The organism is Nitrososphaera viennensis EN76 (genome assembly GCF_000698785.1).
GTDB lineage: Archaea > Thermoproteota > Nitrososphaeria > Nitrososphaerales > Nitrososphaeraceae > Nitrososphaera > Nitrososphaera viennensis.
In genome coordinates this window covers 2176762-2200554 of sequence record NZ_CP007536.1, presented here as the reverse complement: position 1 = coordinate 2200554, position 23793 = coordinate 2176762, and the positions used below count along the sequence as shown (strand labels likewise).

At 54.5% G+C, this 23793-nt stretch carries 29 protein-coding genes and 1 CRISPR repeat array (1 of these 30 only partly in view); of the genes, 17 read left to right on the top strand and 12 right to left on the bottom strand.

Annotation, left to right across the window (positions count from 1 at the left end):
* Positions 1-2 precede the first annotated feature (2 nt).
* Entirely contained in the window at positions 3-335 is a 333-nt protein-coding gene (locus tag NVIE_RS12480; RefSeq protein WP_075055547.1) for a hypothetical protein, read from the bottom strand.
* A 117-nt stretch (positions 336-452) separates the two neighbouring features.
* On the opposite strand from NVIE_RS12480, the gene NVIE_RS12475 reads away from it, so the two are divergent.
* Positions 453-1757 carry an ArsB/NhaD family transporter gene (locus NVIE_RS12475; protein ID WP_158435231.1) on the top strand — a complete coding sequence of 435 codons (1305 nt, stop codon included), beginning with the start codon at positions 453-455 and terminating at the stop codon, positions 1755-1757.
* Here NVIE_RS12475 and NVIE_RS12470 read toward each other — a convergent pair.
* Both NVIE_RS12470 and NVIE_RS12465 read right to left on the bottom strand, forming a co-directional pair.
* The gene (locus NVIE_RS12470) at positions 1754-2842 is read right to left on the bottom strand and encodes an alcohol dehydrogenase catalytic domain-containing protein (protein WP_227717378.1); all 1089 of its coding nucleotides are present in this window, start codon (positions 2840-2842) and stop codon (positions 1754-1756) included. The two genes, NVIE_RS12475 and NVIE_RS12470, sit on opposite strands and share 4 nt — an antisense overlap.
* Complete coding sequence (locus NVIE_RS12465; protein ID WP_075055546.1) at positions 2832-3425, bottom strand: NUDIX hydrolase; 594 nt, start codon at positions 3423-3425, stop codon at positions 2832-2834. The genes NVIE_RS12470 and NVIE_RS12465 overlap by 11 nt, the downstream gene beginning before the upstream one ends.
* A 109-nt stretch (positions 3426-3534) precedes the next feature.
* On the opposite strand from NVIE_RS12465, the gene NVIE_RS12460 reads away from it, so the two are divergent.
* The 3 genes from NVIE_RS12460 (at position 3535) to NVIE_RS12450 (ending at position 5347) form a co-directional block, all read left to right on the top strand.
* The gene (locus NVIE_RS12460; RefSeq protein WP_075055545.1) at positions 3535-4383 is read left to right on the top strand and encodes a hypothetical protein; all 849 of its coding nucleotides are present in this window, start codon (positions 3535-3537) and stop codon (positions 4381-4383) included.
* 7 nt (positions 4384-4390) lie between these two features.
* On the top strand, positions 4391-4771 hold the full coding sequence (locus NVIE_RS12455; protein ID WP_084790826.1) for a hypothetical protein: 381 nt from the start codon (positions 4391-4393) through the stop codon (positions 4769-4771).
* A gap of 90 nt (positions 4772-4861) precedes the next feature.
* Positions 4862-5347, top strand: coding sequence for an MgtC/SapB family protein (locus NVIE_RS12450; protein WP_227717377.1), 486 nt, complete (start codon positions 4862-4864; stop codon positions 5345-5347).
* Here NVIE_RS12450 and NVIE_RS12445 read toward each other — a convergent pair.
* Complete coding sequence (locus tag NVIE_RS12445) at positions 5344-5610, bottom strand: hypothetical protein (RefSeq protein WP_075055543.1); 267 nt, start codon at positions 5608-5610, stop codon at positions 5344-5346. The two genes, NVIE_RS12450 and NVIE_RS12445, sit on opposite strands and share 4 nt — an antisense overlap.
* 207 nt (positions 5611-5817) lie before the next feature.
* Between NVIE_RS12445 and NVIE_RS12440 the strand changes: the two genes are divergently transcribed.
* Both NVIE_RS12440 and asnS read left to right on the top strand, forming a co-directional pair.
* Positions 5818-6426, top strand: a complete 609-nt coding sequence (locus tag NVIE_RS12440) for a TetR/AcrR family transcriptional regulator (RefSeq protein WP_075055542.1) — start codon at positions 5818-5820, stop codon at positions 6424-6426.
* Between the two features lie 30 nt (positions 6427-6456).
* Entirely contained in the window at positions 6457-7755 is a 1299-nt protein-coding gene (gene asnS, locus NVIE_RS12435; protein WP_075055541.1) for an asparagine--tRNA ligase, read from the top strand.
* 56 nt (positions 7756-7811) lie between these two features.
* Here asnS and NVIE_RS12430 read toward each other — a convergent pair whose 3' ends face one another.
* On the bottom strand, positions 7812-8987 hold the full coding sequence (locus NVIE_RS12430; RefSeq protein ID WP_158435230.1) for a YncE family protein: 1176 nt from the start codon (positions 8985-8987) through the stop codon (positions 7812-7814).
* Positions 8988-9212: 225 nt separating this feature from the next.
* Here NVIE_RS12430 and NVIE_RS12425 point away from each other — a divergent pair, with 225 nt between their 5' ends.
* Together NVIE_RS12425 and NVIE_RS12420 are read left to right on the top strand one after the other, a co-directional pair.
* Entirely contained in the window at positions 9213-10841 is a 1629-nt protein-coding gene (locus NVIE_RS12425) for a TolB-like translocation protein (RefSeq protein ID WP_144239719.1), read from the top strand.
* 56 nt (positions 10842-10897) lie between these two features.
* Positions 10898-11452, top strand: a complete 555-nt coding sequence (locus tag NVIE_RS12420) for a hypothetical protein (protein ID WP_075055538.1) — start codon at positions 10898-10900, stop codon at positions 11450-11452.
* Positions 11453-11463: 11 nt separating this feature from the next.
* Here the strand turns inward: NVIE_RS12420 and NVIE_RS12415 are convergent, their stop codons facing one another.
* Positions 11464-11991: a hypothetical protein gene (locus NVIE_RS12415; protein ID WP_075055537.1), complete on the bottom strand. Its 528-nt coding sequence runs from the start codon at positions 11989-11991 to the stop codon at positions 11464-11466.
* 128 nt (positions 11992-12119) lie between these two features.
* Between NVIE_RS12415 and NVIE_RS12410 the strand changes: the two genes are divergently transcribed.
* Positions 12120-13061: a homocysteine S-methyltransferase family protein gene (locus tag NVIE_RS12410; RefSeq protein WP_075055536.1), complete on the top strand. Its 942-nt coding sequence runs from the start codon at positions 12120-12122 to the stop codon at positions 13059-13061.
* A 114-nt stretch (positions 13062-13175) separates the two neighbouring features.
* Here the strand turns inward: NVIE_RS12410 and NVIE_RS12405 are convergent, their stop codons facing one another.
* Both NVIE_RS12405 and NVIE_RS15750 read right to left on the bottom strand, forming a co-directional pair.
* On the bottom strand, positions 13176-13400 hold the full coding sequence (locus tag NVIE_RS12405) for a hypothetical protein (protein ID WP_158435229.1): 225 nt from the start codon (positions 13398-13400) through the stop codon (positions 13176-13178).
* 18 nt (positions 13401-13418) lie between these two features.
* Positions 13419-13589 (bottom strand): hypothetical protein, encoded by a 171-nt coding sequence (locus NVIE_RS15750; RefSeq protein WP_169736204.1) that lies wholly within the window; start codon positions 13587-13589, stop codon positions 13419-13421.
* Between the two features lie 173 nt (positions 13590-13762).
* Here NVIE_RS15750 and NVIE_RS15985 point away from each other — a divergent pair, with 173 nt between their 5' ends.
* The 4 genes from NVIE_RS15985 (at position 13763) to NVIE_RS12385 (ending at position 19222) form a co-directional block, all read left to right on the top strand.
* On the top strand, positions 13763-15139 hold the full coding sequence (locus NVIE_RS15985; protein WP_227717376.1) for a 4a-hydroxytetrahydrobiopterin dehydratase: 1377 nt from the start codon (positions 13763-13765) through the stop codon (positions 15137-15139).
* A 101-nt stretch (positions 15140-15240) separates the two neighbouring features.
* Complete coding sequence (locus tag NVIE_RS12395; protein WP_075055533.1) at positions 15241-17766, top strand: methionine synthase; 2526 nt, start codon at positions 15241-15243, stop codon at positions 17764-17766.
* 71 nt (positions 17767-17837) lie between these two features.
* Positions 17838-18404: a hypothetical protein gene (locus NVIE_RS12390; RefSeq protein ID WP_075055532.1), complete on the top strand. Its 567-nt coding sequence runs from the start codon at positions 17838-17840 to the stop codon at positions 18402-18404.
* A gap of 29 nt (positions 18405-18433) precedes the next feature.
* Positions 18434-19222, top strand: a complete 789-nt coding sequence (locus NVIE_RS12385) for an ABC transporter ATP-binding protein (protein ID WP_075055531.1) — start codon at positions 18434-18436, stop codon at positions 19220-19222.
* 627 nt (positions 19223-19849) lie between these two features.
* On the opposite strand, the gene NVIE_RS12380 is transcribed toward NVIE_RS12385, so the two are convergent.
* Positions 19850-20617, bottom strand: a complete 768-nt coding sequence (locus NVIE_RS12380) for a hypothetical protein (protein ID WP_075055530.1) — start codon at positions 20615-20617, stop codon at positions 19850-19852.
* Positions 20618-20769: 152 nt separating this feature from the next.
* Complete coding sequence (locus NVIE_RS12375) at positions 20770-21120, bottom strand: hypothetical protein (protein ID WP_075055529.1); 351 nt, start codon at positions 21118-21120, stop codon at positions 20770-20772.
* Positions 21121-21278: 158 nt separating this feature from the next.
* On the opposite strand from NVIE_RS12375, the gene NVIE_RS12370 reads away from it, so the two are divergent.
* The gene (locus tag NVIE_RS12370) at positions 21279-21464 is read left to right on the top strand and encodes a hypothetical protein (protein WP_075055528.1); all 186 of its coding nucleotides are present in this window, start codon (positions 21279-21281) and stop codon (positions 21462-21464) included.
* Between the two features lie 102 nt (positions 21465-21566).
* The gene (locus NVIE_RS15615; protein WP_158435228.1) at positions 21567-21722 is read left to right on the top strand and encodes a hypothetical protein; all 156 of its coding nucleotides are present in this window, start codon (positions 21567-21569) and stop codon (positions 21720-21722) included.
* 12 nt (positions 21723-21734) lie between these two features.
* Here NVIE_RS15615 and NVIE_RS12365 read toward each other — a convergent pair whose 3' ends face one another.
* Both NVIE_RS12365 and NVIE_RS12360 read right to left on the bottom strand, forming a co-directional pair.
* Positions 21735-21923 (bottom strand): universal stress protein, encoded by a 189-nt coding sequence (locus tag NVIE_RS12365; RefSeq protein ID WP_075055527.1) that lies wholly within the window; start codon positions 21921-21923, stop codon positions 21735-21737.
* Positions 21920-22195, bottom strand: coding sequence for a universal stress protein (locus NVIE_RS12360; protein WP_084790823.1), 276 nt, complete (start codon positions 22193-22195; stop codon positions 21920-21922). Before NVIE_RS12360 ends, NVIE_RS12365 begins: the two co-directional genes overlap by 4 nt.
* A 135-nt stretch (positions 22196-22330) precedes the next feature.
* On the opposite strand from NVIE_RS12360, the gene NVIE_RS12355 reads away from it, so the two are divergent.
* Together NVIE_RS12355 and NVIE_RS12350 are read left to right on the top strand one after the other, a co-directional pair.
* Complete coding sequence (locus NVIE_RS12355; protein WP_075055525.1) at positions 22331-22567, top strand: hypothetical protein; 237 nt, start codon at positions 22331-22333, stop codon at positions 22565-22567.
* Positions 22524-23225 carry an NUDIX hydrolase gene (locus tag NVIE_RS12350; protein ID WP_144239718.1) on the top strand — a complete coding sequence of 234 codons (702 nt, stop codon included), beginning with the start codon at positions 22524-22526 and terminating at the stop codon, positions 23223-23225. The genes NVIE_RS12355 and NVIE_RS12350 overlap by 44 nt, the downstream gene beginning before the upstream one ends.
* 325 nt (positions 23226-23550) lie before the next feature.
* A CRISPR array of direct repeats spans positions 23551-23793; the repeat unit is 30 nt; unit sequence CTTTCAATCCTATAATAGTGCGATTCAAAC (it continues 1838 nt past the right edge of the window).

The window sequence follows — 23793 nt, the reverse complement described above, 5'->3', positions numbered from 1 at the left end:
AATTAAGGCGGAAGATCCGCCAGCTTGCTGCTGCCCTTGGATTTTTCAGCCGCGGAGGCACCGGCAGCGGTGTCTTTCTTTGCGTCGGCCTTGGATTTTTCAGCCGTGCCGCTGCTTTTTTCTTTTTCAGCAGGGTTTTCTTTTTCCCGGACTGATCTTATGGCCTCCATCGCCACCGCCCTGATGTCGTCGTAGGCCGTTATGGCAAGTATCTCTTCAAGCAACGGAAGCGCCTCCTCGCCACGGGCTGACAGGGTCTTTATGGCGGCCTTTTTCTCCCCAGGGTTGCGAGCCCACTTTGCAGTTTCCTTTAGATCCCACAGACTCTCTGGCAAATGTTGTTGCTGACTCATATCGTAATCAGTTACTATATAGTGCAAAACTTGTATTTACGCAACGCTGCTTGCCCGGCAAGCAAAGGTTATAGCCACACGCCCTTTTACCCCATCGCTGTGCAGGAATACGTCGCCCTTGGCGTGTTTGCGCTGGTGTACGTCCTCATAATCGGCCGGCGCAGGTTCAAAGTCCCGATATGGGCCGCGATGCTCATCGGCGCGGCGCTGATGGTCGGCCTGCAGGTGACTGGCATTTCCGACGCGTTCAGGGCGGTGAACCTTGAAGTCATTGCGTTTCTCTTTGGCATGTTCAGCATCGTCTCGGCCCTCGAGAGGGCAGGCGTGCTAAAGATGATAGCAGTCAGGATGCTTGCACGCGCAAGGACGCCGGCGCAGCTCCTGATGATTTTTGTGATAGGCATGGGAGCGCTTGCGGCTTTTCTGGTGAACGACACGATTGCGCTCCTCGGCATACCGCTTGCCGTCCACGTGGCAAGGCACGCAAGGATCAAGCCCGCCATATTGCTGCTTGCGCTTGCGTTTGGGATAACGGTCGGGAGCGTCATGACCCCCATAGGCAACCCCCAGAACCTGCTGATAGCCATTGACAGCGGCATGCAGTTTCCGTTCGTCACGTTCCTTCTCTACCTGAGCGTGCCGACGATGGCAAACCTGTTTGTCACGTACCTGATACTGAGGGCGTATTTCAGAAAGGAGCTTCCAGAGGCGCTGGAGCGCGCCCCGGCAGAAGTTGTTGCAGAAGAAGAAGGGGAGGAGGAGGACGGCGGCGTCTACTACAACCACCGGCAGGCAAGGCTTGCCATCTACATAACCATTGCCACGCTCGCAGGGTTTGTCATATCAGAGTTCCTGCACGTGCTCAGGGTGGCAGACTTTGGCCTGAGCATAGTGGCGATGCTCGGCGCGGCGGCGCTGTACGCGCTTTCTTCAGAGCGCACGCAGATCCTGAAAAAGGTGGACTATTCCGTGCTCGTGTTCTTTGCGGCAATGTTTGTAGTCACGTCGGCAATGTGGCAGTCAGGCGCAATAGCGATAATCACGGGGTGGCTCCCGGACCCGAGCCCGGCAGACAAGGCGCAGAGCCTCGGCGTGATAACGGCTGCAAGCCTCTCGCTGAGCCAGGTGCTCAGCAACGTCCCCTTTGTCGCGCTGTACGACTTTGTCATGACAGAAAGCGGGTTTGGAAGCGGGCACGTGGCGCAGTGGCTGATGCTTGCCGCGGCAAGCACAATAGCCGGCAACCTGACGATACTTGGCGCGGCAAGCAACGTAATAGTCATTGAAGCGGCCGAGGCAAGGGGCGTTCGCGCGTTCTCCTTTTTCGAGTTTGCCAAGGTCGGGAGCGTGATAACTGCGGCAAACATCGCGATATACTATGCATTTATTACGCTGGTGCTCTAGGGGGGAACAAGCACCGCGCGAGCCTCCACTTCCGAGTGTTTCAGCCGTGCAAGCACGTCATTTGCCTCGTCAAGCCTGTGCGTCTCTACCACCACTTCAAGCGACCTGCCGGCGGCAAGTGCCACAAGGTCTGCCATGTCCTGCCGGGAGCCTATCACGGTCCCGCGTATCGTCTTTTCGTCAAACGCGTAAAAGTGCGGTATTTCGCCGACGACTCCCACCACCACGAGCCCGCCTTTTTTGACCGACCTTACCGCCGCGTCAATGGCCTTCTCTGACGGAGCAAACACGATTGCGCTGTCCAGCAGCCCTCCTTCCTCTTTTTTCAGGCTCTTGATGAACTGGTCGGTCGACTCTTGGTACGTGACGGTGCTGTCTGCTCCCAGCTTCTTGGCAAGGTCAAGGTGCTTTTTTGCCCGGGAAATGGCGACTACCCTTGCGCCGTCCATCTTGGCCATCTGTATCGCAAGGTGCCCGACGCCTCCGACTCCAAAGATGCCCACGGACCTGCCCTTTGCCGGCTCGCTTGCCTTGACTGCCTTGTACGCCGTTATGCCGGGGCAGAACAGCGGGGCCGCGTGCGCAGAGTCGATGCTGTCAGGTATGGCAGTAACGAATTCTTCGTTTGCGACGATGTACTCGGCGTACCCGCCCTGCACGCTTTCGCCCGTTATCTCGGCGTCATCGCACAGGTGCTCCTTGCCGGAATTGCAGTAGCCGCATTTCAGGCACGAGCTGAACAGGGGCTGTATGCCGACCCTGTCGCCCTCTCTAACCTTCTTTGCGCCGTCGGCCTTTTTCACGACGCCGACGACCTCGTGGCCAGGCACCACAGGCAGGACCGACGGCGAGCCCTCGTCCTTCCAGTCGCCCTCTATCATGTGCAGGTTTGACCGGCAGACGCCGCACGCCTCTATCTCCAAAAGCACTTCGCCCCTCTTTTTGGGCTTTGGAACCGGTATCGACTTTAGTTCAAGCGGCCTTGTCTCGATTGGCGCGCACCTGTTAAGGACCATCGCCTTCATCATCATCGTCGTCGTTGTCTCTCCTTCTTCTGCCATGTCGCTCTCCACACTATTTGCCATTGCCGTTTATCTTTTTTATTCCGCTGCAACACAACAAATAAGCAATCAGCGTGCCGGCGTTTTCCACTTTTTGCTCGCGTATCATGTCGCGGAGGCTGTCGACTTTGACGATTTCCACGTCGATGTCCTCTGTGCTGTCGTGGTCAGCCCTGCCGCCTGCAAGGCCGGCCGCCGCAAAGACGTGCACCACCTGCCGCGACTTGCTGACGGACGGATGGTAATCATAGACGTGCTCTACCTTTTTTGCCCGGTATCCGGTCTCCTCGCGCAGCTCCCTCTTGGCGGTCGCAAGCGGGCTTTCGCCTTTTTCCACGTGGCCGGCGGGAAATTCAAGCAGCACCTTGCCAAGCGGGTAGCGGTACTGCTTTATCATGACAAGCGTCTTTTTGTCAAGGAACGGGACGACTATTACGACGTCTGACGAGCGGTAATGCGTGTAAGAAAGTGTCCCGCCCTTTGGCGTCTGCACCGTGTCCTGGAAAAGCTCCATGTAGACGGTCTTGCCCTCCCTTGCCTCAAACACCTTTTTCCGGCCAAGGCGCTTCCAGGCTTTTTTCCCTCTTCTCTTTCTCCCCGTTTCCAACGCCCTATAGCTGGCACTGGACTGAATTATAAAATAATGTGTTCTACTACCAGAACGGCCTGCTTTTGTGGCGCTCCTTAAATCCTCCCTCTGCCAACTAATCCCATACATGGATGGCGGCATTGAGCGCAAGCTGCAGGGGAGGACCCTGCAGGTGTACCTGTACCTTTTGAAAAAGGGTGAGCCGGGAGGGATAAGGGAGATCCAGCGCGACCTGGGCCTCTCAAGCCCGAGCGTGGCCGACTACCAGGTGGAAAAGCTGGTGGGGATGGGCCTTGCCGCAAAGGACAGCCATGGCAGGGTGTGCATCACCCGCAAGGTGAAGGTCAGGGCGCTTGAATCGTACGTGAACTTTGGGAGGTTCTCGGTCCCGAGGCTTGCGTTCTATGCTTCCGTGTTTTCCGCGGTCGCCGTCCTGTACGTGTTATTCAATCTGTCGTCGTGGAGCATATACGGCGTGGCGGTGCCGCTTGCGGCTGCTGGCGTGCTGTGGCTTGAGGCGTGGAGGATGTGGAGGTTCAGCCTGCTTGAAAGGGCGGACAAGGCAGAGAACAGCAGCAGAAATGCAGCAAGGGGGATTCTTCCGCTGTTTGCGCCCGGAGCAATCGCGCTTTTTGTTTTTGCCATAGGCGGCGCGTTCTTGTTCCAGTACGTGCAGGAGCCGCCTTCCGTGCAGATGCAGAGCTACATTCCCGAGGCAAGCAGTAGTATTACGAGCCAGCAGCAGACGATAGAAGAGTCGCTTACATTGTCAAGAGAAAAGGTCGCCTCGGCCGGCGAAAGCGCGTTTGCGGCGCCGGGGCTTGCCTCTTCCGTCCTGCCGCCTGCAGGAGCCACGGTCATCGGGTTTCTTGGCTATTTGCTTGTGAAATACCGCTGCGAAGGCCGCGTTCTGGTGCCAGAACAGGCGCGGGCGCATGTGTCCGGAACGCAGGATTATCCAGAGCGCTCCCGATAACTAGTGCATGGACACAACAAAAAACTACTACCACATGGCCCTGCTGGCCGCCGCAGCAGGGACGATAGCATTGTCACTGGCGGCAGGGACGGCGCAGCAGTCGCATGCGCAGTACGGCGTCTCGGGCAACCCCACAGCGGGCGCCACGCCGGACCAGCTTGAAGAATGCAAAAAGTACAACATCGACAGGATAGAATGCAACGAGCAGACCTTGCTTGCGGCAAGAAAGCACGCGATCATTGAGGAAAACCCGAATGGTTCTGGCACGCCTATGCTATCGATAGGAGGCAACGAGACGCTCCTGTACGTCGGCGCGCTGGGCGCGATCTTTGGAGGGGTTGCGGCGGCTTTCTTTGCAAAGGGGAGGAAGGCAGCGACAACCTCCTGACCCTTCCTTTGTTTTTCTTTTTTCTTGAAACACGAGCTCAAATATCGTCGATTGCGTAATTTCATGAAGGAACGCGAGCAGACTAGCCTCATGGTTAAAATATTATTTTTGTCAATAAGGCAAGAAGAAGAGATGGTATTTGAAGGGATACCAACCGGCTATGAGATGCGTTTTCTGGTTGGCATCGGGATTTCTCTGGCGGCCGGCTTTGCCATTGGTGTAGAGAGGGAGTCAAGGAACAAGGCGGCAGGGATAAGCACGCACTGCCTCGTGATAGGAGGGGCGATGATCTTTACTTTCCTTTCGTCGCTGGTGGACCCCAACTCGTCGTCAAGGATTGCAGCACAGATAATCTCCGGCATAGGCTTTCTCGGGGCAGGGCTCATCCTAAAGAGCGAGCTGGACGGCAAGATAACAAACCTGACAACCGCAGCCGCCGTATGGTTTGCCGCTTCAATCGGCATGGCTATCGGCTACGAATACTATTTCCTTGCAATAGTGGCGACGGCATTTGCAGCCGGCGTGCCGCGAATACCGCACATCTCAAAGATGATAAAAAAGGGAGAAGAGACCTAGTCGGCCGCTTGGCGCGTACTACTATCCTGCTGCCTGTCTCTGCTATCGGCCACCTTTATTATCCGTCGCCAAAGGTACGCTATTATCCCGCATGATATGAGGTACAGGTATGTGAATGAAAGCGGAGCCATTACCCAAACGAAATACGGGTTGGCGTACGTCCAGGACCATGACGGCATCAAGGAGTAGACAAGGGAAATAAGGAACACAAAAAGCGGCCATCCAATCCCTACCCCTACTATTCCAAAGAAGGTATTGTTCAAATCAGCAGCCTCTCCATCAGCTAGTTCTGCAGAGAAATTGATTCCAATGATATGGATAACAGCGTAAAAGCAAACAAAGCAATCCTATCTGGATAAAACAGATTCTTGGCGTGTCGGCGGCAAGAAAGATGATGGTGGCCTTCATCACATACTCTTTGTTGGGCGTCCGGCAAAAGTCATAATAACCGACGGGCGCGGTGTGTACTTGTGCCAAAGGGCAAGGAGGAAAAGGCCGAGAGGATGATGGAGGCGACGCTTGCGGTGCTCTCGAAAAAGGGCTACGAGAACACCACCATCAACGACGTTGCAGACGCGGCCAAGGTCAGCAGGGGCCTCCTGCATTACTACTTCAAGGACAAGGAGGACATGGTCTCAAAGGCGCTGGCGTTTGGCTTTGGCCCTATGTGGGATTCCTCTGTCGGCAGCCTGTCAAGTGCCAAGTCGCCGGAAGAGCTGGTCGACGGCATGATAGAGGTCCTGAAAAGAAACCTGCAGGAAAACCCGGACTTTACCGCCCTGCTCTTTGAGATGTGGGTCAGCAGCAGGAGGAGCGACAAGATAGCCAAGGTCTTTAGAGACGGCCTCGAAGAGGCAATAGGCAGGCTGAAGGCGCTCCTGGAATTTGCGTCTTCGGTCGGCGCCATCAAGGTGGACGCGGCAGAAGCAGAGGGCATTGTCAGGATGCTCTTTGCCATCTATCACGGCATGGCGATCCAGCTTCTAGCCAACCCGGAAAAAGCAAAAGACAAACGGATATGGGCGCCCATAAGAAAGGTGCTGCTTGCCGCGTTCAATGAAAAGTCTAAAACATTATAATAATCAGGACTGCATGACACAGCTGCTATTATGCGGGCCAGCGAGGTCAAGAATGCCAGTTTTATTGGAAAAGAAGTGACAATCAGGGGCTGGGTACACCGCCTGCGCAAGCAAAAAGAAAACTCGTTCATACTCCTCAGGGACGACAGGGGAGGAGTGATACAGTGCGTCCTGCCCACAGACAAGGCCGCGGGCCTCACGATAGAGTCGTCGGTTCAAGTCACCGGCATTGTGAGCCAGGACCCACGGGCGCCGGAGGGCGGCTTTGAGATAAAAGGAAAAGAACTGAAAATATTCAACATCGCGGCCGAGTACCCCATAGGCGAGTACCAGAGCGACGAGCTGCTGCTCGACAAGCGCCACCTTGCGCTCCGCACGAGAAAAATGATCGCAATGGCCAAGGTGCGCGCGTCCGTCCTGCACTATGGCCGGCGGTGGTTCGTGGAAAACGGCTGGATGGAGGTGACTGCGCCGACCATTGTCAAGGGAGCGGTGGAAGGAGGCTCGACGCTTTTCAAATTGCGATACTTTGACCAGGACGCGTACCTGTCGCAGAGCGCGCAGCTGTACCTGGAGGCGATGATATTCTCGCTTGGGCCCGTGTGGAGCCTGACGCCGTCGTTCCGGGCTGAAAAGTCGAGGACGGTCCGGCACCTGGCGGAATTTTCCCACCTGGAAGCAGAGGCGCCGTGGGTCACGCTTGAGGACATCTTGAAGGTGGAAGAGCAGCTCGTCTCGTACGTGATACAGAATACCATCAAAGAGCGTGCAGAGGAACTGGAATTCCTAAAGCGCGACGTTTCCGGCCTCAAAAAGGTCGAGCCCCCGTTTGAGCGCGTGCCGTACGGCAGGGCAATAGAGATTTTGCGCTCAAAAGGCTTCCAGGTCACGGAAGACGACGGGACAAAGCGCGAGATCCAGTTTGGCGACGACCTATCGATTGATTCCGAGCGCGAGCTGACCAAGGACGCCGACAAGCCGGTGTTTGTAGTCGGCTACCCCATCGCGGTCAAGCCGTTCTACGTCAAGGAAGACCCGGAGCATCCTGGCATCGGTCTGACTGCAGACATGCTTGCGCCCCGGGGCTTTGGCGAGATAACAAGCGGCGGCCAGAGGGAAGACAGCATCGACTCTATCACCAGCAGGATGGTAAAGGAGGGGTTGAAGCCAGAGGCGTACGAGTGGTACCTCGACCTGCGCAGGTACGGTTCGGTGCCGCACGGCGGCTTTGGCCTTGGCATCGAGCGCCTCGTGCGATGGATAACAAACGCGGAGGACATCAAGGACACGGTGCTGTTCCCAAGGACGATGTCGCGGGTAGAACCCTAGGGCAGAAAAATATTGATTTGCATCATTGCTAGTCGTGACCAATGCAGCAGGGGCATTCAAGCACGGTCAGATTTCCGCTTGTGCTTTTTGATAAAGAAGATCGCAACAGCTATAGAAACGACTCCAATGCCGGCGGCAATCTCGTACGCATAGCTTCCGGGATCAAGGATCATCTCGTTTGTGTTGCCATCAATTATGACAAGCGAACTGGAATCGCGGACGGTGACAAACGCAAGGTTTGTCTCTGGATTTACTGCAACGTCCTTGTATCCTCCGATATCTATTGTTTTTATCACCTTTCTCGAATCTGGATCGATTATGGAAACCGAATCCAGGTCTGCAACGTACAGCTTGTTCGTTTTTGGGTTTACCGCCACGTCTTCAGGAAAAGAAAACGGCCGGCCGTTTTCTTTACGTTCAATCGAGTAATACAAGGTATTGGACGAGCCGTCGATGACGTCTATTGCACCTCGCCCGTTGTTGCTGAAATAGACGGTGTTTGTGTCAAGGTTGATGTCGCTTCCCAGATGGCTGCCTTCTATTGGGATTCTTGCCGCGACCTTGTTTGCATAAGCGTCGACTGCCACTATGTCACCGGACATCCCGCCTCCTACGTACACCATGTTCGTGCCGGGATTGACAGATATGGTTGTAGGCGCGCTGACTCCGATGCCTTGAGTGTCTCTAGTTATTCCTTCCTCTGAAAGGAATCTGCTGCCCACGTCAATGTCTGCCACTACTCTATAGGTCGTGCCGTTGATGACGGACACTAGGTCGTCTTCCACGGGGAAATCGTACGACTCGGACCGTCCCGATGCAGAATTTGCAACATAAACAAGGTTTGTCTCCGGGTTGACTGCGACGCCTACCGGCCATCCCCTGGCAGGTATTTTTTCGACGACCCGGTTTGCTAGCGTGTCAATGACGTACACCTGATTGGAATCCTGGGCAGCGGCGTACAGCCTGTTGGCAGGCGCGTCGACCGCTAGCCCGACAGCATCGTTGGTGGCATCCAGCGGAATAGTGGCGGCAAGGCTGTAACTGGAGCCGTTTATCACGGAAATGGAATTCACGTGTGAGACATAAATCGTGTTTGTAGCAGGATTGACGGCAACATCCAGTATAGGCGAGCCCAGCTTGATGGAATAGGGTGCATATGCTGCGGCCTGGTTTGAAGGCGCAAGGCCTGCAATAAGGATAACAGCTAGCACAAGGGCAAAAGGGATCATCATGCCATGTACGAGCCGCATATGTACGCCATGGAGGCAATCTTGTCTGCTATTCAACTCTTTTGCAAAAATCATATAGAATAAAATAGAAATCAATGTGCGAAGAGTTCAAAACATCCATTATGGGCTTTCAAAAACCTGCTTCAGATTTTGCGGGCAGAGTTTGGATAAAAGCTCAAAAGCAACCTGTTATCATCCACTTTAGTTCAATAACTTTTGTCGTGCCTATTGTCGATAGTTGTAGCAATGCCATTGATATTAGCAGCAACCCTTCCCATCCTGCCTTCAGCAGCGACGAGCCAGGTTTCTCAAGATAGACCTACTCGGGAAATTATGATAACAGAGGTTGAATTAGGCGGAGTCGGCGGATGGCAGTGGTTTGAAGTCTATAACCCCACTGATCACGAGGTAAGCTTGGCCACCATGCTCTGGAACGGCTCGGATGGCAGCGAAATGCAGGGCATCGGAGGATTGAGCAGCATTTCGTCTAGCAGCTATCTTCCAATATGCCTGTCAAAATGTGACCCAGACAATGCCGGCTTGCCGGGATGGAAAAACTTCAACAATTCAATATCGATTTTCCGCGACAACACCAAGAAAGCTCCGCTGTGGGACAAGACGCCTGCATTGACCGATACCTACAATGATTCCCGCACGTGGCAGTTGGATAGCAACAGTGGAGAATGGGTGTTTGCAGAATCTACCAGAGGCTGGCATGCCAGTGATTTAGGCCAGAGAACCATTGAAGCGGTAACAAGCGTCAAGTCCCTAGTAAGATTTGAGTCAGGGCAAGGCGGTTTCCGCGATTCCTCTGGCAAGATTGTCGCAAAGGAGCTCAGCATCAATTCCCTTGATTGGTCCGGAGATACGCTAGTGTATTCCCTTACTCGGGACAACTCTACAAGCCTGTGGACTCTCAAGACTGCCAGCGACGGTACCGCAAAGGGTCCGCCGCAGCAAATACTGTTTGAGAACCGAGAACCATTCTACTCTCCCATCGAGCCAAGGCTGAACTCGGATGCATCAAGGGTATTGTTCATTGGCTCGACTCATCCGCCGGGATCGAATGAATCATTGCCAGTGCTTTACGTCGCCAGTGTGAATGGAACTAATCTACAAAAGATAGGCTTCAACATTACAAGGGCAGACTGGATAAACGAAACGGCCATATTGTATACACAAAGAGAATCCATGGAATCTACTACTCCTGCAAATACCGTAATACCCACCCAACTGACTATATTTGACACCCAAAGCGGCAAGATTTTGAAAGAGAGCATACTGTCAGACAGCATCTGGATTGGAAGCGTAAGCCCTTCAGGCAAACTCGCCCTTGTCCAGCGTTCGATAAGCAATTATGAATCCGAAGTCGCGATTTTAGATCTGGACACATTCAGAATGTCTAGGCTGGACATAAGCATACCCACAGAAGCATACTGGGGAGGAGGATACACGCAGTACGAAGGATTTGACTGGGCTGCTGACGATAATCACCTGTTTTACATGAACCCCGAAGCTTTCGGGCTTCTAACTATTTACAAAGATAACGAACACAACATCTACAAGTACAGCTCAAAGCTCATGATAAAGACGTTTGACCCCAACAACTTCAGCTATTCAGAAAACAAACTGTTTGGATTGCCCAGCCCGGTATTGAATGCAGATGGCGAACACTTTGCAACAATAATCCAAGGCAATATTCGCGGGAATTATTATCTGTACGAGATACTTGTAGCCAAGCTGGCGGTGACAGTCCCGGAATTCTCTGGAGATGCATCAGGCTTGGTACTGGCTTGCTCCGCGCTGGTCTCGGTCTTGGCGTACAGGATTGCCGGCAGGCGTCAAAGGGCAACATAACATTGCGCGCTGCAACCAAGGCTTAAGTATCTGGCAGCGCACAAACAAGCTTAAAGTTGAAAGCGCAACCGCTTGAACGCCAGCACAAGGCCCTGCTCATCATAGCGAGTGTCATCATCAAGACGTTCCTCATGGTGCTCGTGGCCACGCAGGTCATGTGCGGGAGCACAGACCCAAGGGCGCTTTTTTCGTGCGGCGCAAATGCCGCTTACGTTGGCGGAAGCGCGGCGGCTGTTGCGATAATGGGCTTTGTCTTTGGCCACTATATCGTCAGGCTAAAGTCGTTTAACAAGATATTTGCCAACATGATGGGCGCCGACTTTATCGTGACTGCGATGTACTTTGCAGTAGCGTTCACCGCGCCGGACCTGATAGCGACAAAGACCATGATCTGGCTCTTTGGCACATGGATACTTGGCATGCTCCTTGCACCTTTCAACAGCGAAAAGACGTTTCTGAAAAAGCTGTCGCAGTACGGTGGCATTGCGGCGCTTGGCGCGCTGTTCTCGCTCCACTTTATCCCCGGCTTTGCAGAGCTTGGGCAGTCCTACACGGCAGGCATGATGGTGTCAAGCATCCTGTCGGTGTTTGGCGGCGGAAGGCAGAAATAGAAAAAGAGAGTCTAGGCGTCCGCCTTTTGTTGTTTGCGGACGGTAGCCGTCGTCCTCTTTTTCGCAGCAGTAGTCGACTTTTTCGCCCTGGCCCTTATCTTCTTTGCCGTCGATGCGGTCTGGGCGAGCTTGTCCTCCTGCGGCTGCGCTGGTGCTTCTACCGGTGTCTCGGCTGCCACCTTTGGCGCCGGCTTGGCCAGATGGATCTCGATGTACGAGACGCGCCTTGGCATCCCCTCTATGACTATCTCTTCGGTGCCTATCGAGATGGAGCGGGTCTCCAGTCCCGAGACGTCCTTTTTGACCATCTCTGCCACGTTTACCGCTGTCACAATGCTCATGCTCCCCTTTGCCCTCACGACCAGCTCGCCAAACGTGCCGATCCTGAAAAGCGCGGGCGCGATGTAGTCAAGTGCGTTCTTTTTGCCTACAATGAGAACGTGCGGTGGTATGTCTGAGGTTCTTGCCTGTGCAGTAGTAGTTGTTGTTTGTAGTGGTGATGTTGTGGTTGTTGACTCTTGGACTACTGAGGTCATCATGTATATGCCCCTGAGGTCTCCCCGTACGGTTTAGAGCCCCAGTGTCAAGAGATGTTGCCCTTTTTGTCTACTTTTGGGCCCGGCGAAGGGTTAAATTGAATCTGTGAGAAATAGAGGCTTGTTTGCCATTGCCAGCAGGAGAGCCGTTTCTTGAAGCCGCCAAAAAGAGGAGGCTGCTGTTCGACGGGGCAATGGGCACCGAGATACAAAAGCTCAGTCCAGAGCCAAAGGATTTCCCGGACGGCAAGGACGGCTTTAACGACGGCCTCATCCTCACGAGGCCAGAGTGGATAAAGAAAATCCACCGCAGCTACCTTGAGGCAGGCGCCGACTGCATCGAGACGAACACCTTTGGCTCCAACAGGTTCAAGCTTGACGAGTACGGCTATGGCGGCCAGACTGTCGAGTTCAACAAAAAGGCGGCGCAGCTTGCCAGGGAAGTGGCAGACGAGTTTGAGGGACGCTATGTAATCGGCTCGATGGGACCGACGGGGTTTCTGCCAAGCTCTAATGATCAGGATCTTGGGCAAAAGCCCCTTGACGAGATACGGGAGGCGTTTGCGCTCCAGGCCGAAGGGCTCATCCTGGGAGGCGTGGATGCGCTGTTGATAGAGACGAGCCAGGACATACTTGAGGTAAAACTTGCAATCGAGGCATCCCACCAGGCCATGAAAAAGGCCGGCAAGAAGGTCCCCATAATCGCCAACGTGACGCTCGACCAGTACGGCAAGATGCTCCTTGGGACAAGCGTGCAGGCCGCCTACACGACGGTGAGCGACATGGGGATCGACTTTTTCGGCCTCAACTGCTCAACAGGGCCTGTCGAGATGGAGCCAAGCGTCAAGTGGCTGGCAGAGCAGGACCTGCCCATACTGGTCATGCCAAACGCAGGCATGCCCCACAACGAGGGCGGAAAGGCAGTCTACAAGATGGGGCCTGAGGAGGTCGCGCACAGGATGGCGGATTTTGTCAAAAGCTATGAAAACGTGCGCCTGATCGGGGGATGCTGCGGCACAAACCCGAAACACATTGCAGAGCTCAGGCACGTCCTTGATACGCCGTCAGAATAAAGAGAGGCCTCTTGCCTTGTTGCCTCCTGGCGTGGGCGTGAGAGATAGAGATAGAGTCGTGTTTTGTTTCGCTTTACGCCTTTTTCATTTCCAGCCGTTATCCCAGCAGCGCGCTTACAATTCCATCTCGTCTATCTGGACGCGGACCCGAAAGAGTTTGTCCTTGTTCTTGAAGGTGTAGACTGACTGGCTGTTTGCCGAGCTGTCGCCGCGGCCCACGATCTTTTCAGCCAGCCGCGCCCGAAGCTTGTCAACCTGATATTCTGCGATCAAAAGGTTGCCGACTATGTTTTCCAGTTCCAGATCTCGCTCTTTAGGCTCCTGCCCCTTCATCTGCAAAAAATATCCCCCTCCAGCCTAGAAGTGTGGGGCGTTTTCTATGTACTTCTTGCCGCCGATGCTGTAGTGGATCTCTTCAATGAAGCTGGCCTGATCGACTACCGGGCTGGAGTAGTTGGCGCTGCAGACTGGGACGCCTTCTACTGCGTCCTCTTCTTCCTGTTTGAGGATTGTCTGGCTCGATACCATGGGTATACAATTCGACAAACAAGTATACAAGGTTATCTCCTATAGATCTGCGGAATCATGAACTAGCGTTGATATGCCTGCACTGCATCTCAAAGAGGACTCTAGCGTATTTCAGAAAACCTGAACAAGGAATTTCTGTTCAAGTTTTATAGCTGACTATTCTATGGGACTTGATGACCCGCATATTCTCAAGCAAGCAAGATGATGATAACAATAATGATGGCGGCAGGAGCAGGCCGGCAGGAAAACAAGAAATGCTGCGCCTTGCACTTGCTATAGCGGCCGCATCGATGCTGGCAATATTTGCATATACTGGCATCACACTGTCGCAGGGACAGCAACAGCAGGATGCCGAGGCCAGGACTCTACTGGGCAGGGTCCTCGTGACAAAGACGATGGCGTCAGGCCAGGATCCCGCCCCGGGCCACGAGGCCCACCAGTCTGCAGTGTTTTTGCCGCCCCTCGGCGATGACGTGATCTACAGCGGCACGCTCACCTGGGCTGCAAGCGGCCCCGTGGAGCTGTTCACGTACCACCACTATGACGGGCCGGCGAAAAACGCGCCGCCCCTCTACACCGAGCCGTCCAACAACAAGACCTACGCTTCTCCGCTGTTCTTTGCCATGCCGGATTCCGCGGACCACGGCTCGATGAGCCTGGCGGCAAACGCGGTAGGATTCCACAGCCTGGAGGGAAGGCCGTTTACGGTGACTGCCACTTTTGACGGCTGGACAAAAAGGGTCGCGCTTGAAAAGTTCAGCCCCGGCGGCAACGCCACAGGCTACTTGACGGCAGCGGCAGCAAATAACAAGACCAAATCCCCGGCGACATTGATACCAGAGACGGCAGTCAACCCTGCAGACATGGCCTACATCATCCTGCCAGAAAGCCGGATCAAGGAACTTGCGAACAGCACGGAATTGAGCGGCTGGCAGGTTGTGGACGATGGCGGCAGGAGCAAACTCCACAAGACCTTCCAGTTCAAGAACTTTGTGCAGGCCTTCCAGTTCATGTACAACGTCGGGCTCGAGACAGAAAAGATGAACCACCATCCCGACTGGACCAACAACTACAACACAGTGTCCGTCTACCTGTATTCGTGGAGCGTTGGGAACAAGATCACCGATTACGACGTCAAGCTGGCAGGCGTCATGAACAGGGAGGCGGAGGCTCTTGGAGCTACCACTATAGCCACTGCTGAATCGAGCGGCAGCGCAGGAAAAGTTGTTTTCGACTCTCCCCACGTCAGGGTCGACTACCTTTTCTCGACAGAGCGCGGCGACGGCACGACCATCGGGCAGGAGCTGCTTGAGCAGACGAGGACGGAACTGGCCGAGCGCTTTGGCGGAGTCACGGTGCTCCCGCCTTTTAGCGGAACGACCATACAGAACGGCACAAGGCACGATGGCGCAAGTAATGCAGGGTTCTTCGTGGTCGCCCCGAACACCCCTGAAAACATCGAGTGGTTCCTCGACTACAGGGAGGCGATTGAGGAAAGGTTCGGGATTGACGGCATCTTTACCACGATATCGCCGAGCATGATAGCATGAGAGAACTTTCCTGCGGCATGGCCGCCCCAGCAGCGGCCTGCCCTGGAGGGCCCGCGCAGGTGGATAGCAAATATACCTGATTTTGCGATACTGAAATGCGTTTGAAGGTACCACGCGTCAGCTCGGCGCTCAAGGCAGTCGATTTAAAGCAAGAGCCTGCGCCGCTCATCATAGGCGAGCGCCTCAACACCCAGGGCTCCAGAAAAGCCAAGGAGATGGTGCTAAAGGATGACCTCGACGGCCTCGTGAACCTTGCAAGGGAGCAGGTCGAGGACGGGGCGCACTGCCTCGACGTCTGCGTCGCAACGACAGAGCGGTCCGACGAGCTGGAGTTCATGAAAAAGCTGGTCAAGCGCCTGAGCCTTGAGGTCGAGGCGCCGCTCGTGATAGACTCGACCGACCCAAAGGTCGTCGAAGCAGCGGTGATGCAGATACCGGGCAGGCCGATAATAAACTCGATAAACCTCGAAGGCGACGGGTCGCGTTTTTCAGCGCTTGCGCCCATCATGGCAAGGTACGGCCTGCCGGCGATAGCGATGTGCATCGGACCAAAGGGGATGGCCAAGACTGCCGAGGAAAAGGTCGAGACTGCGCAACTGCTGTACGACACTGGCAGCAAAAAGTACGGGCTTGCGCCCTGGCAGTTTATTTTCGACGTGCTCACGTTCACGCTTGCGACGGGCGAGGCCGAGTATGCCGACTCTGCAAAAAACACGCTTGAAGGGATAAGGCTTGTCAAGCAGAGGTTCCCCGGCGCGTTTACCACGCTTGGCCTCAGCAACGTCAGCTTTGGTCTGCCGGCAGGCGCCCGCAAGATCGTAAATTCTGTGTTTTTGTACCACGCCATAAAGGCGGGGCTTGACACCGTCATCATCAACGCCAGAGACGTCATACCGTACCCCGAAATCGACGTCGAGCAAAAGAGGCTTGCAGAGGACCTCATTTTTAATAAACACCAGAACGCGCTTTCAGACCTCATCGCGTACTTTGAGGGCGAGCGGGCAAAGGTAGCATCAGGTACTGGCGGCAAGCGCGTCGAAGTCGACCCGTCGTGGGACGCAGACAGGAAATGCCATTTCCGGATAGTAAACCGGCTGAAGGACGGCATCGAGGCAGACGTCGTGCAGGCAATAGCCGGCCGCATACCGGGCGCCAAGGTTGTCGATGGCAAGATAGCAGCAGAGGCAAAGAGGGAGGCCGCGCACGAAGCGGCGGTGCAGACTCTGAATGAAGTATTGCTGCCGGCCATGAAGGAAGTTGGCGACAAGTTTGGAGCAGGCGAGCTCATCCTGCCGTTCGTTCTGAAATCGGCAGAGTGCATGAAGGCAGCGGTTGCAGAGCTTGAAAAATACCTGATAAAGCAGGAAGGGGTGAGCAAGGGCAAGCTGGTACTGTGCACGGTGTATGGCGACGTGCACGACATAGGCAAGAACCTGGTCAAGACCATTTTCACGAACAACGGCTACACGGTCTACGACCTCGGCAAGCAGGTGCCGATGCAAAAGATACTGGAAAAGATAGAGGAGGTCAGGCCTGACGCGGTCGGGCTTTCCGCGCTGCTCGTGTCGACTTCAAAGCAGATGCAGTATTTCGTCGAGCACGCCCGGCAGAACGGCATGGAAGTTCCCGTGCTGTGCGGAGGCGCCGCGATAAACAGCAACTACATCAACAGGATAGCCAAGGACGGAGGCATTTACAGCCCCGGCGTATTTTACTGCAAGACCGCGTTTGACGGGCTGCGGGCGATGAACGCGCTCGTGTCAAAGGAGGAGAGGGCGCAGTTCGTGGGCGACTGGCGGCAGAGGCTTGAAAAGTGGACAGAGAGGGAGGCCGCGGCTGAAGCTGCCGCCGACCTGCCGCACAGCGGGATAAAGCCTGTCGAGCCTCCCGTGGCGCCGCACCTCAACAGGCAGGTGAGGCTTGAACCTGCCGATCTCGATCTGCGGGAAATCTGGAAGCACATCAGCAAAAAGTCTCTTTTCGTCCTGCAGTGGGGCATCAGGGGCAAGGGCGCAAGCGAAAGCGGCGACCCGGAAAAATTGTTTGCAGAGTGGACAGGGCGCGTCCTTGACGACAGGTTGTTTGAGCCAAGGGCAGTCTACGGGTATTTCCGCTGCCACAACCTGACGCAGGGCAAGGGAGGCCCCGGCAGGCTGGCAGTAGACTATGCCAATGATAGCAGCAGGCAGGCCGTTTTCGAGTTCCCAAGGTCTGCCAAGGAAAAGCACCTGTGCCTTGCAGACTATTTCGGGCAGGACGACGTCGCGGCTTTCCAGGCAGTCACGGTCGGTACAAAGGTCACAGAAGTTATCGACAGGTGGAACAAGCAGGACCGCTACTCCGACGCGTACTATCTGCACGGCCTTGCGGTGGAGACGGCAGAGGCGATGGCCGAGTGGGTCAACGCCCGCATACGAAAGGAGCTTGGCATCGGCGACAGGCGCGGCCTGCGCTACAGCTGGGGATACCCAAGCTGCCCCGACGTGATGCAGCACCACCTCGTGTGGCAGATACTGGACCCGGCCAAGTCAGGCATGGGCCTGACAGAATCTGGGCAGATAGTGCCGGACCAGTCCACAGCCGCAATAGTGGTCCACCACCCGCAGGCAGAGTATTTCGTGCTGTAAGAGCCGGAGAAATCTTCTCAATCCGCACCTTGATAAGATTATATCCGTGCATGGCTTAGGAACGTCAGAAATTGAGGCTGAGAAGGGGGCACATTTTGCTCATTGCAGGAGGCGCCATCGTCGCCTTTAGCTTTATAGCAAGCAGCTATTACGCCTCCCAGTTCCTCAGGGAAATACAGCAGAAAAACATGCACACCATTGCGCCGGAAGCCAGGCTTGACCTGCAGGGAAACATCACGTCCGGCAGGGGCGCGTACGTCGTGGCGTTTCCGAATTACCCGGCAGCAGGGCCCGTGCAGGCCGCAGTCAGCGTCAGCGACCCTGACGGCGAATCGGTGCTGGAGAGAAACCTGAGCCCTCCCATCGCTAACGAGCTTTTTGCGGCCCAGAAGCAGGGCAACTACACCATCACCATTTCAAACCTAGGCAACGCCTCGCTTGACGCGTCGGTGATATTTGGCGAGGAGCAGGTAGTGAGCGAGGTCATCAGCATGCCAAACGCCGTTTCCACGGCGATCGCGATGCTCTTGCTCATTGCAGGAATAATCGTCATTGTGGCAGGGGGCGCCATCACGTTTATTGACAGGCGCAGGGAGCAAAAGATGAAGCAGTTTGGTGACATGAGCGACCTGGTATAAAAAAGAGGAAGAGGAGGAAGAAAAAGAAAATGGCAAAACTTGAAGCGCGCAACATCGGCAAGCACTTTAACTCCGTGCAAGGCAACGGTGGTGGCGGCGACCAGGCCCAGGTATCGGCCATAAGCAACATCAACCTGTCGATAGAGGATGGCCAGTTCGTCTGCCTCGTCGGCCCGTCCGGCTGCGGCAAGACGACCCTTTTGAACATACTTGCAGGGCTTGACAGGCCAAGCGAGGGAGAGGTGGTGCTTGACGGCAAGCCGGTGACAGAGACCGGCCCGGAGAGGATAATGGTCTTCCAGGAAAACGCGCTCTTTCCGTGGCTGCGTGTCATTGACAACGTCGAGTTCGGCCTGATGGTAAAGGGGGTCGAGAAGGCAAAGCGCAACGGGATAGCGATGCAGTACCTCGAAATGATGCAGCTCACGAAATTCGCAGACGCCTACACGTACCAGCTGTCCGGCGGCATGAAGCAGCGCGTGGCAATAGCGCGGGCCCTTGCCATCGATCCCGAGGTGCTCCTGATGGACGAGCCCTTTGCCGCGCTTGACAGCCAGACGCGCGACCTTTTGCTTGTCGAACTGCAGCTGATCTGGGCGCGCACAAAAAAGACAATCGTGTTTATCACGCACAACATCACCGAGTCGGTGTGCCTTGGCGACAAGGTCGTCGTGTTCACGAAAAGGCCCGGCACGATAAAGAAAGAGGTGGCAGTCGACTACCGCAGGCCGCGCCTGCCGGAGGACGACGGGCTGCGCGAGTACCAGCGCAAGGTCCTTGACGAGCTGAAAGGCGAGATAGCAGCCAGGGAGCTCTAGATTTTCCTAAATAACAAAAACGTCTAACGCGCTTGCATTTTCTTCGTTTACTCTAGGGCACGCACATGAGGTGAAACGTTAAGTCATTGTTGTAGCTTATCTTAAGTGGCTGTTGTCATTCAACTTTGTAACATACTGCGAGGTTTGCAGGCTGGATAGGCAGTTTACGCTTTATCACAGCGAGGTGAGAGTAAACGGCCAGATGTATATGCATGGCACTTGCGTTGTCTGCAATAATAAAGCTGTCAAGAATATGGGAGAATGCATCTGGATTAAAGCAAGGTGTCCCAAATGCAATGAGGAGATTACTATAGCAACGTTTGATGGCGATCCTACGGAGAACCTGAAACGCTGCTCAACGTGCAGTTATTCTGGCCTGCTTGATGTTATAAGAGTGACGCGTGGCTGGGAGCCCATTTATTAGGGATGTGTCTTGAATGTGTTAATTATCTCTAGTTCACTCGCATTTTGGACTACTATTACTACTACGCATTTGTTCGCTTATGAGTAATGTGATTAGATTATCATGGCAAGAGATCATTGAGGAGTATCATGATCGAGATCTTGGAATTAGAAAAATCGCTTTAAAAATTGCGAGTCGCATCTCTCAGTACTGAATTTTAACAGTTATCCTAGCTGTTTAAGGAGATCAATGCCTGACGAAAAGCTGTTGGGCGAGGTGAGGAGCACCATTCCTGCCATCCTGCCTGCCTTTTTCACAAATTCCGCCGGCTCTTTTTTGTAGCCGGACCAGTCAAGGCCGATCATCCTGGCAGACTGCTCGTTCTTTTCAGAGGGCACCATGATGCACGCAACAACGCTGATGCCGTGCGGCTTGACAAAATCGACTATTTCGCCAAGGTCGGAAAGCGACGATATCGACTGCGTGACAAGCGCGTGCGGCCTTGCGTCGAGCTTGGCCCGTATCGCCGGCGCGTTCTTGTCGGCGATTTTTGCGGGAAACGACAGGTCCAGCTTTACCTTGCGGTCAAATCCCTGGTCGCGAAGCATCTTGACTGCCTGCGACGGCTTTAATCCCGAATTGCGGCCGTCTGTAGGCGCGTCGCCAAGAAGTATCAACAGGCTGTCGATCTCGGATATGACGGCGTCAGCCGCTGCCTGGCAGAGCGTGATGATGTTCCGGTCGCTTGTCCTTATGCTGCAGCTCAATTTTACGCCTTTTGCGGCCTTTTTCACAAACGACGCAGCGGTGATGCTTGACACACGGGGCACGCCAAGGACAGAGTCGGTGAGGTGTATGCCGTCAACAACGTGATGCCTGCCCAGTTGCGACGCGCGCCCTTTCAGGGCTTCCATGTCGCTGTCGAGGCGCCGCTGGTCAAAGCGCCCTTCCCTTGCCACCTTGGGCGGGTTCAGCTCGTACGCTATCTTCATCGCAGGCCGGAATTTGGCACCCCTGCGCCTTATTAAATGATGCAGAGGTGCACAGTGCCTGCACCTTTACTGTGGCCAATTTGAAATGTCAGAATGTTTTTCGCCCATTCAAGACATATGTTGTCGATCATAAAAATGCAGGAGCGACCAGGCTAGGCCGCGTCTGCTGCGTGTTTGGGCGACGACTGGCTGGCCGCTTCTTTTTCTTCTTTCTCCTTTTCCGCCTTCGCCTTGGGTGCAGGCACGCTTTTTGGCTTGAACACTTCCATATGCCCGACTGACAGAAACGTGATGCCAATGACAAGCGACGCGGCAGAGGCTGCCACTATCCCGACGTACGGCACCATGGAGGACGGAAGCGGCGAATGGGGCGCCTTGCCGTATATGACAGGGCTGTTGCCGTCCACCACCATTGAATTTGCCTCGATTGGCATGGCGTACGCGATTCCGCCTATCCCGATGACCACCAGTATCGCGCCGATCCCTAACTTGCCAGATACCATATCATCACGTCATGCGACGAAATTGTATTAGAACAAAGCTTAACCATGTTAACGTGCCCGTTTTACTATTATTTGCAGGTGATTTTGTTGCATAATGTTCTTATACGTGCAATAGAAGAATTGCAACTGACGTTACAATAATTGGAGAAAACAGGACGATGAGTCACAAAATATCATGCAGGGCGTGCGGCGAGTATCTTTCGCCGACTGCCATCTGCACCGTCTGCCAGGAATATGTCATATGGACCTGCCCCAGGTGCGAGAGGATGGACGACGTGACGCACATCCACGGCTACTGCAGGGTCGCGTACAAAAAGATAGAGGTAAAGGCCAAGTCGGCTTGATTCTTGCGCAGCACACAGGCCTGTTTTTCAAGTCATCATGGCAGGCCCAACAGCACTACCATATTATGTGGCGGCTGCGATAACACAGGCGGCATATATATCATGGCACTCCTTGACGCTGAAGGGACGCAGCTTGTCATTGAAATGGTGATTGCTTCAGCCGCAGGCATCATCGGCCTCTGGTTCCTCAAAAAGAGGACCAAAGACAGGGCGGCTGCAAAGGAAAGCACTGACAAGCAGCAGCCTCCTCCCTCGTGACAACAATCATCATTATTTCACGACAAGCACGGGGCAGGGCGCGTACGTGACGACGCCCGAAGAGACGCTTCCCATCAAGAGCTTCTTAAAGCCGGTGCGGCCCTTGCTCCCTATCACTATGAGGCTGGCATTGTTCACTTCTGCATAGTTTACAATCTCGCCCACAAGCGACAGCGGGGCGTGTATGACCTCGCTCTTCATCCGGACGTTGAGGGCATCTGCTTCCTTTTTACGCGGTCAAACCAGGGAGCGGCTTCCTTGCCCGCCGCTTCAAGTATCTTGTCGATGTTTTGCGGGTACGCGGCCCCGTAAACGCCGAGTGACACGAGGCTCTGGTTTAATTCAAGCGCGTGGACTACGAGAAGCCCTGCGCCGTACCTGTGCGCCAGGTCGACAGCAAAGGACGCAGCGCGGTGGGCGTTTTCAGAGCCGTCAATGGGGACCATGATTGTCCGTACGGGGCTTGCCGACATGAGATATTGTTGTTACCCAGCCATGTTATTTACAGGTTCCAGCGCAGCATAGTAGTGCGTAACCGTGTTAATGTACATGGTTAAGCGAGCCTTAATACCAAAACTGGGCATATGATTATCAGGCGAACAAAAAGAATGCAATCGTCGTCTGAACCGGCCGTACTGCGCTGGGACCGCGTGATACACAAGGGAGTCAGGACAAAGGACGGCATGCCGCTTGGAAACATCGCCTCCGAAGAGCAGGACTCTATTGTAGTCCTTGGCACCAGGTCGAGGATATACAAGATACCCAAGTCGCGCGTAGAGTCCTTTGACGGCTCGCAGGTGCTTGTCGACATACCGGCGCAAGAGATGGGCAGCTACCGCGTCTGACCCCTTCTCTCCCCTCTTTTTGGCCAGCTACACTTCTTTTTCCGTAACGGAATTTAACCAGCGCGCGCAAAGAAACGTCGTGCAAAAGGAGGAGCTCCTGCAGCGTCTGGCAGGCGCGCTGGCAAATAAAAAAAGCGTGCACATGCCGCAGGATGCCGCGACCTCGATACCGTCGGCGGTGCTTGTCATAATCCACTACCATCACGGTGGCGTGCCGCACGTCTTTTTGACAAAGAGGAGCGCGGGGCTAAAGTCGCACGGAAGCGAGATCTCTTTTCCCGGCGGCAGGCACGCGGAGGGCGACGCGACGCTCCTTGAAACCGCGCTGCGCGAGACGCAGGAGGAGGTCGGGATAGTGTTTTCGCCAAAGGACATTGCAGGAAGCCTGCAGGTAGTCAGGACGATGACTTCAAACCACTACATCGTGCCGTTTGTGACCGTGCAGGACATGCTCCCGCGCTACCGCGTCTCTGCGCACGAGGTGGAGGAGGTGCTTGACGCCCCCCTGATAGAGACGCTTGAAACGATGGAGCCGGACACCGAGCACTTTCACCTTTCAAAGAACGCGTACAGGTTCACGTACAGGGGAAACGTCATCTGGGGCGCGACTGCGCGCATCATGATACAGTTGCATAGTGCACTCATCAGACCGTCGTAAGGTGGTCATCGCCTCATCGCTCCCTTGGATAACAGGTCATCATTTGAGCAATATTCCATCGTCCGATGGTGGTTATACATTTAGCGGGCCCGGTGGTTCCCGGATTCTGCAGATATCGAGTCCGAACTCAAACGGTTGATTTCGGACATATCGGGTTAATAACCGCAGGCAAATTATATAGTTTTACACGTTGTATTCAATTTGCTCATTGTAAAAAGGTCGGAACAGCTCTTCTGTGACGAGTCTCGTCACATGAGACTTTCGTTACTTGAAAAATCAAGACCATCATCCGTGGCGGATACGTCGGTAACCAAACCCTCTGTAACTTTCAATCCTATAATAGTGCGATTCAAACTCTAGGTAAATACCACCTGCAGTGCTCTCATGAACTCTTTCAATCCTATAATAGTGCGATTCAAACTCTATTGCGATCTTTTTGCCGGTTGCAAGATAGACCTCTTTCAATCCTATAATAGTGCGATTCAAACGAGCCATGCGGACGAGTAAAACAAGGCATGGCCCGGTCTTTCAATCCTATAATAGTGCGATTCAAACGAGCGACATCGGG

What these genes read in the sequence shown, in the direction of transcription:
- NVIE_RS12375 (WP_075055529.1), bottom strand. Translation starts at nt 21,120, where the DNA reads ATGGTATCTGGCAAGTTAGGGATCGGCGCGATACTGGTGGTCATCGGG.
- NVIE_RS12385 (WP_075055531.1), top strand. Translation starts at nt 18,434, where the DNA reads ATGGCAAAACTTGAAGCGCGCAACATCGGCAAGCACTTTAACTCCGTG.
- asnS (WP_075055541.1), top strand. Translation starts at nt 6,457, where the DNA reads ATGCGGGCCAGCGAGGTCAAGAATGCCAGTTTTATTGGAAAAGAAGTG.
- NVIE_RS12450 (WP_227717377.1), top strand. Translation starts at nt 4,862, where the DNA reads ATGGTTAAAATATTATTTTTGTCAATAAGGCAAGAAGAAGAGATGGTA.
- NVIE_RS12380 (WP_075055530.1), bottom strand. Translation starts at nt 20,617, where the DNA reads ATGAAGATAGCGTACGAGCTGAACCCGCCCAAGGTGGCAAGGGAAGGG.
- NVIE_RS15985 (WP_227717376.1), top strand. Translation starts at nt 13,763, where the DNA reads ATGACCCGCATATTCTCAAGCAAGCAAGATGATGATAACAATAATGAT.
- NVIE_RS15615 (WP_158435228.1), top strand. Translation starts at nt 21,567, where the DNA reads ATGGCACTCCTTGACGCTGAAGGGACGCAGCTTGTCATTGAAATGGTG.
- NVIE_RS12455 (WP_084790826.1), top strand. Translation starts at nt 4,391, where the DNA reads ATGGACACAACAAAAAACTACTACCACATGGCCCTGCTGGCCGCCGCA.
- NVIE_RS12370 (WP_075055528.1), top strand. Translation starts at nt 21,279, where the DNA reads ATGAGTCACAAAATATCATGCAGGGCGTGCGGCGAGTATCTTTCGCCG.
- NVIE_RS12430 (WP_158435230.1), bottom strand. Translation starts at nt 8,987, where the DNA reads ATGATGATCCCTTTTGCCCTTGTGCTAGCTGTTATCCTTATTGCAGGC.
- NVIE_RS12470 (WP_227717378.1), bottom strand. Translation starts at nt 2,842, where the DNA reads ATGGCAAATAGTGTGGAGAGCGACATGGCAGAAGAAGGAGAGACAACG.
- NVIE_RS15750 (WP_169736204.1), bottom strand. Translation starts at nt 13,589, where the DNA reads ATGGTATCGAGCCAGACAATCCTCAAACAGGAAGAAGAGGACGCAGTA.
- NVIE_RS12460 (WP_075055545.1), top strand. Translation starts at nt 3,535, where the DNA reads ATGGATGGCGGCATTGAGCGCAAGCTGCAGGGGAGGACCCTGCAGGTG.
- NVIE_RS12355 (WP_075055525.1), top strand. Translation starts at nt 22,331, where the DNA reads ATGCAATCGTCGTCTGAACCGGCCGTACTGCGCTGGGACCGCGTGATA.
- NVIE_RS12360 (WP_084790823.1), bottom strand. Translation starts at nt 22,195, where the DNA reads ATGTCGGCAAGCCCCGTACGGACAATCATGGTCCCCATTGACGGCTCT.
- NVIE_RS12365 (WP_075055527.1), bottom strand. Translation starts at nt 21,923, where the DNA reads ATGAAGAGCGAGGTCATACACGCCCCGCTGTCGCTTGTGGGCGAGATT.
- NVIE_RS12415 (WP_075055537.1), bottom strand. Translation starts at nt 11,991, where the DNA reads ATGATGACCTCAGTAGTCCAAGAGTCAACAACCACAACATCACCACTA.